General features: G+C 66.2%; 5 protein-coding genes. 2 read left to right on the top strand and 3 right to left on the bottom strand.

Features of this window, described 5'->3' with window-relative positions; translation table 11 throughout:
• Positions 1-96, top strand: a 96-nt coding sequence (locus ACFTZB_RS42050) for an aldehyde dehydrogenase family protein (RefSeq protein ID WP_378436141.1), incomplete at its 5' end; no start/stop codon positions are given.
• Between the two features lie 763 nt (positions 97-859).
• Here ACFTZB_RS42050 and ACFTZB_RS42045 read toward each other — a convergent pair.
• The 3 genes from ACFTZB_RS42045 to ald all read right to left on the bottom strand — a co-directional run bounded on the left by ACFTZB_RS42045 (position 860) and on the right by ald (position 4,350).
• Positions 860-1,441, bottom strand: coding sequence for a dihydrofolate reductase family protein (locus ACFTZB_RS42045; RefSeq protein ID WP_378441346.1), 582 nt, complete (start codon positions 1,439-1,441; stop codon positions 860-862).
• A 214-nt stretch (positions 1,442-1,655) separates the two neighbouring features.
• A complete protein-coding gene (locus tag ACFTZB_RS42040) occupies positions 1,656-3,125 on the bottom strand; it encodes a PLP-dependent aminotransferase family protein (RefSeq protein ID WP_378441344.1) in 1,470 nt (489 codons plus the stop codon).
• 103 nt (positions 3,126-3,228) lie between these two features.
• Positions 3,229-4,350 carry an alanine dehydrogenase gene (gene ald, locus ACFTZB_RS42035; RefSeq protein ID WP_378441342.1) on the bottom strand — a complete coding sequence of 374 codons (1,122 nt, stop codon included), beginning with the start codon at positions 4,348-4,350 and terminating at the stop codon, positions 3,229-3,231.
• Positions 4,351-4,569: 219 nt separating this feature from the next.
• On the opposite strand from ald, the gene ACFTZB_RS42030 reads away from it, so the two are divergent.
• Positions 4,570-5,940, top strand: a complete 1,371-nt coding sequence (locus ACFTZB_RS42030) for an aspartate aminotransferase family protein (RefSeq protein WP_378441340.1) — start codon at positions 4,570-4,572, stop codon at positions 5,938-5,940.
• The last annotated feature ends 37 nt before the right edge of the window (positions 5,941-5,977 follow it).

The following is a 5,977-nucleotide window of genomic DNA, read 5'->3' as shown; positions in this document are numbered from 1 at the left end:
CCGTTCGGCGGAGTCAAGCAGTCCGGACTCGGCAGCGAAGGCGGCACCGAAGGCATCGAGGAGTACCTCGAGACCAAGTACGTCGGCTTCGCGTAGATCTAGGCCATGTCACTGGTTTGTGTGCGCTCAGGCACGAGATTTTCAGTTATCGCGCCGTAGGCAACGCTGTCTTCTGCGTCGGACCAGTTCTCCATCAATTACTTTCGGGTGGGCGAGGATGGCGAGCAGATGGGCGAGGATGGCGAGCAGATGGGCGAGGATTTTGTCCGGCTTTGTCTTCGATACCGTCGAGGATGTCGGTGACGTCTCCCGTCGGACGGCGAGATCGTATGCGGCGACGACTTGCGCCCACCGCACATACGCGCACGGCGGTCAACTGTGATGGCGGGTGTGAACGGCAGCGACGTAAGCCAAGGAGGCAATAGACCAGTCAGGCGTTTTCGGCAGGTCCCCTTACATTTTCACCGCATAGGCAAATCTACCCGAAAACGCCCTATCCTCCTCTGCACAAGAGCGATGGGAATAATCAATGTCCGACGAGATAACTGCCCCCGTTGGCGCTTTGCTGCAGCGTCGGAGACGACAGCAACCTTAGAATCAGATCCGCGGCTTCGCGACTCGTTGACATACAACATCGCTGGTTGAGGTCCCTGAGACCAACAAGAATGTGTCCGCGTCACCCACTCCCTCGGCACCCGGTAGCCGACAATCCCGCTATTCGCCAGTCAGCTGTTACCGAGTGCGGCCGATAAGGCCCCGGCTCCCGAAGTTGGCCTGACCTGCACGGATGACTGCTTCGTCTGACGGCTTCAATTGTCACCGCTCGCAGTGGACTTCTTCGCGTATCCGCTCAGATCGGTCAACGGCGCACCCGATAGCGCAGGTGGAGCACCCGGTTGCCCTGAATCACCACGTCGGGATCCTCCAACAGGTGCTGCGCGTGGACCGACCCGAAGTAGCGCTTGCCGGACCCGAACACGACGGGTACGACGTCCATGCGCACCTCGTCGACCAGGCCCGCGGCAAGCACCTGGCCACCGACGTCGCCGGCGGCGACCTCGACCATGCGGTCGCCCGCAAGCTCCTGCGCCTTGGCCACGGCTGCCTCGACGCCGTCGACGAAGTGAAACGGCGTCTCGGGGTCCCAGCCCTCGGGCTGCGGCCGGTGCGTCACGACGACCACGTGGTCGATCCCGCTCGGAGGCTTTCCGTCCCAGCCGTCGGTCATGTCGAAGACGTGGCGGCCGACGAGCGTCGCCCCGATCTGGTCCCAGTACGGTCGGGTGTAGTCGTACGACGTCTGTGACACCTTAACCTGGCCGCTCTCGTCCAACGGGACGTCACCGCTGGACAACCAGTCGAACAACGCTCCGGGCTGGTCATTCTCGTCCGCGATGAAGCCGTCCACCGACACCGAGCTGTACATGACCACCTTGCCCACGGGGCTCTCCTCTGCTTTGGGGTGCCCCAAATCTAGCCCGGGTGTCGTGGCCGAAGGGGGCTGGTCGAAGTAGCCGGTGCGCCACCGGCGAGGTCGCCCCAGTCGATCGGTCCGGCGGGGTTGATCGCGAACACGGTGGCGGCGAAGCAGTAGGTGCGGGCGAGCACGTCGTACAGCTAGCGGTCCCCGGACCAGGCGATGGCGCCGTCGGGGTCTACCTGCCAGAGCGCAGACTCGCCTGGCACGCCTGACCGAGGAGGGCGATGCCTTCCTCGATGGAGCGCAGGGGGATCGCCCCGTAGCCGATGCGAAAGTGGTTGCGGGGCGGTACCGGCTGGGTGAAGAAGATGTCGCCGCGTTCGATGAGGACGCCGCGGGCCTCGGCCTCCCGCGCGAGCACTCGGCAGTCGAGGTTCTCCGGACCGGTCATCCACAGGCTGACGCCACCGGGCGGGTACGGCTCCTGCGGCCAGGGGAGGTACTTGTCGACGGCCGCGCACAGGCGTTCCCATTTGTGTTTCATCTGGGTGCGGTGATGGCGCAGCGCGCGGTGATACTCGCCGCTGTCGATGAGCATCGCCAGGGCCCGCTGCTGATGACCGGGTGGGTGGCGCAGCACGTACCGGCGAGCTTTGCGCAGCTCACGCACCAGATCCGCGGGTCCGACGAGGTAGCCGAGGCGCAGTCCGGGGGCCAGGAATTTCGAGAACGTGCCGAGGTACACGGCGTCGCCGCTGGAGTCGAGTGCCTTGAGCGCCGGGCTGGGACTGCCGTGATAGCGGAACTCGCTGTCGTAGTCGTCCTCGACGATGACGGTGCCGGATTCTGCGGCCAGCTGCAACAGACGCTGCCTGCGGTCGATGCCGAGCGTCACGTTGGTCGGATGGTGATGGCTCGGCGTCAGATACATCAGGTCGGTGCCGCGCAGCGTCTCCGGCGGGCGCAGGCCGTGCGCGTCGACGTCGATGCCGTACACCTGAGCGCCGGTGCGCAGGAAGATGTGTCGCGCGTCGAGGTAGCCGGGGTTCTCGATCGCGACGCGGTGTTCGGGTCCGAGGAGCACGCGGCCGACGAGGTCCAGTCCCTGCTGGGAACCGACGGTGACGAGTACCTCGTCGGCACCGGCCTCGATGCCGCGCGACGGCAGCAGGTGCTGTCGGATCATGTCGATCAGCATCGGATCGTCCGCGCCGACGCTGTCCTGCAGGCTGGCGTAGGCATGCGGCTGGTACAGCGCGTCGCGCAGGCACCGGACCCACGCGCGGGCCGGGAAGCTGCGGATGTCGATCTGCCCGGCCAGGAACGGGTACGGGTAGTTGTGCCAGTCGAGGTTCTTCTCGATGTGCGGAACGTCGGCGTCGGGGTACCGCCGGATGCGGGACGACCAGTCGATGCGCGGAATGGTTGCGCGGGCGTCGGATGCGAGCGTCTCGATCATGTCGGGATTGACGAACATGCCCGAGCGCTGGTGGCTTTGAACGAGTCCCTCGGCGATCAGTTCCTGATAGGCCAGGTTGATCGTGTTCCGGGAGATCGCGAGATCGACCGCCAGTTCCCGTGAACTGGGGAGGCGGTGGCGTGGATCGAACAGCCCGTTGGCGATGCCGTGTTCGATCGCCCGTCGAACCTGCCGGTAGAGCGGTTCGGCGGAATTGCGGTCGATCTCGATCAGTGTTCTCGGCACGCATCGCCTCCTGTGGATCCAAAGGTGGCCAGGTGTGGGCCGACCCGGCACGCCGAGAAGTTCCCGAACGAGCACTTCTCAGTATGCCGGGCCGGCGACGATATCAAACGAGGTTGAGCGCTTCGTCGACGCCGATCGACTCGATGCCGAGTGCGGCACCGACGGCGTCGTTGGTGAGACGCCCGGAGATCGTGCTGACGCCGGCGCGGAGTGCGGCGTTCTCCCTGGCTGCACGGGCCAGGCCCTTCTCCGCGATCTGCAGGGTGTACGGCAGGGTCACGTTGGTGAGCGCGTACGTGGACGTGTGGGGCACCGCTCCCGGCATGTTCGCCACGCAGTAGAACACCGAGTCGTGGACCTTGAACGTGGGGTCCGCGTGGGTGGTGGGACGCGAGTCCTCGAAGCAGCCGCCCTGGTCGATCGCGATGTCGACGAGGACGCTGCCCGGCTTCATCCGTGCGACCAGCGAGTTCGAGATGATCTTCGGTGCCTTGGCGCCCGGCACGAGCACGGCGCCGATGACGAGGTCGGCCTGCATGACCTCCTGCTCGATGGAGTAGGCGTTGGCGGCGAGGGTCCGGATCCGGCCCTGGTACATGCGGTCGGCGGCGCGTAGCTTGTCGACGTTCTTGTCGAACAGGACGACGTCGGCCCAGGTGCCTGCGGCGACGGCGACGGCGTTCATGCCCGATACGCCGGCACCGATCACGACGACCCGCGCCGGGGACACACCGGACACCCCGCCGATCAGCACACCCCGGCCACCCTCCGGGCGCATGAGTGCCTGCGCACCGACGAGGGGAGCGAGCCTGCCGGCGACCTCACTCATCGGGAACAGCAGCGGCAGCGAACCGTCCGGAAGCTGAACCGTCTCGTACGCAACCGAATTGGTGCCGGCGGCGAGCAGGGCCCGGGTGCACTCCTCGCCGGCGGCGAGGTGCAGGTAGGTGAACAGCGTGAGGTCCGAACGCATCCGGTGGTATTCCTCCGCGATGGGCTCCTTGACCTTCAGCAGGAGTTCCGCGCTCTGCCACACGGCGTCGGCGCTGTCGAGGATCTTCGCGCCGGCCGCGCCGTAGGCGTCGTCGCCGATCGACGAGCCCTCCCCCGCACCGCGTTCCACGAACACGTCGTGCCCGTGGGCAACCATCTCGTGGACACCGGCGGGAGTGGCCGCCACCCGGTACTCGTGGTTCTTGACTTCCTTGGGGATACCGATCCTCATCTGAGACCTCCGTTAGCTGGGGCAGTTCGCCGCTCCGGCCACATGCCGTGGTGCCGAGCGATACCGAAGTCTGGATCACTCTGGCATGGGACCAGAAGGACCAGTTGAGCACCGTCTACGGGGACCAGTCTGGACCCATCGAATACCGCGCTTCTGGTTCTGACCTGCGGTCCGCCTCGTCGGTATGTTGTGGATCACAGCCAATCGACAACGAAGGAGATGGTCGTGGACGTCACCGAATTGCGAGCACGGGCCCGCCGGCACCTCGGACCTCATTTCACCCGCAAGGACACCTGGGAAAGCGACTTCCCGGTGTTCGTTCGGGGCGAGGGAAGCTATCTGATCGACACCGAGGGAGACCGTTTCCTCGACGGTCTGGCAGGTCTGTTCTGCGTGAACATCGGTCACGGCCGCGACGACATCGCGAGGGCGGCGAGCGAGCAGATCGGGACGCTGGCGTACGCGTCCAACTGGGGCAGCGCCCACGTTCCCGCGATCGAGGCGTCCGCACTGATCGCCGACCTGGCGCCCGGTGACCTCGGGACGACGTTCTTCGTCAATTCGGGTTCCGAGGCCGTGGAGACGGCCGTCAAGTTCGCCCGGCAGTACCACCGCAGCCAGGGCAACCCGCAGCGAACCAAGATCATCAGCCGCGAGATGGCCTATCACGGAACCACTCTCGGCGCCCTCTCGGTGACGCAGCTGCCCAAGATCAAGGATCCGTTCGGCCCGCTGCTGCCCGGGGTCCGCTCCGTACCCAATACGCTCGGCTACCTCGGCGACTGCGGCCCGGCGAACGAACTCGACTGCATCGCCGCGATCGAGGCCGTCATCGAGGAAGAGGGCGCCGAGACCATCGCCGCCGTCTTCGCCGAGCCGGTCCAGAACGGGCGCGGTGCCCTGGTCCCGCCGGACGGATACTGGGCCGCACTGCGCGCGCTGTGCGACAAGCACGGGATTCTGCTGGTCTCCGACGAGGTGATCTGCTCGTTCGGCCGCCTCGGGCACTGGTTCGGGCACGGACTCACCGGTGTGGTTCCGGACATGATCACGTTCGCGAAGGGCTCCACGTCCGGATACGCCCCGCTCGGCGGTCTGATCGTGCGTGAGCAGCTGGTGCGCGAACTCTACGACTCGCCCAAGGGCGGCGTGTTCACGCACGGCGCGACGTGGGGCGGGCACCCGGTGTCGACGGCGGTCGCGGTCGCGAACATCACCGCCATGCGCGACGAGAACGTGCTCGGCAACGTCAGCGCACGCGGCCCGAAGCTGAAGTCGGCACTCGATTCGCTGATGCGCTCGCACCGCTGCGTGAAGGACGTCCGCGGCACCGGATTCTTCTACGCGATCGAGCTGATGGCGGACAGCGACAGCGGCCGCGAGTTCACCGAGCAGGAGTCGCTGACGGTACTGCGCAAGGTGCTGCCGGAGGCGTTCGCCCGCACCAAGGTGATCCTGCGCGGCGACGACCGCGGTGCCACGATGCTGATGATCTCCCCGCCGCTGGTCGCCGACGACGAGGTGCTCTCGGAACTGCTGCACGGTATCGACAGCATGCTCACCGACATCGAGAAGGCAATCCAGCCGTAGGGAAGGGCACCTTCCCCGAGTTCCAGCGGGTGGCGGT

The organism is Rhodococcus sp. NPDC057014, from assembly GCF_042673295.1.
In the GTDB taxonomy this organism is placed as follows: domain Bacteria; phylum Actinomycetota; class Actinomycetes; order Mycobacteriales; family Mycobacteriaceae; genus Rhodococcus_F.
Note: the sequence above shows the minus strand (reverse complement) of the source record. Positions and strands in the feature narration are given on the sequence as shown.